The 411-nt window shown below is 64.2% G+C and carries 1 pseudogene; it reads right to left on the minus strand.

The window, feature by feature from the left end:
- Positions 1 to 411: pseudogene (locus A3722_RS18645) on the minus strand (IS66 family transposase); the annotation flags it as partial.

Consider the following 411-nt stretch of genomic DNA (forward strand, 5'->3'; position numbering starts at 1 on the left):
TCGCCCATCTTCACGATCCGGTCCGAGCCACAGCAAGTGCAGGCGGCCGGTGCCTCAACAACAACCCGCTCGCGCGGCTCCCTCTCATCGCTGCAAGCAGCGACTGCCGGGCAACGGGTGATCGGGGAACGGCTTGCGCACGGGATGGCGGCGCGTGAAGGCGCGCAGCGTGCTGGCTTTCTCGCTTGCTTGATCTGCGGCTAAGGCATCCTCGGTGGCCGCCGCTTCCATCTCTTCAAGCTGCAGTTCCAGTTGATCGATCAGCCGGGCGCGTCGTTCTGACGAGATACCGTATTTGTCACGGCGCAGTTTGGCGATCTCGAGCTTGAGCTCTTGGATCATCGCCTCGGAGCAGGAGACAACCGCGCGGGCCTGCGCCAGCTCGCTTTCCGCAACATCTGCACGGGCCTC

This window comes from Sulfitobacter sp. HI0027 (assembly GCF_001634775.1).
Classification (GTDB): Bacteria; Pseudomonadota; Alphaproteobacteria; order Rhodobacterales; family Rhodobacteraceae; genus Sulfitobacter.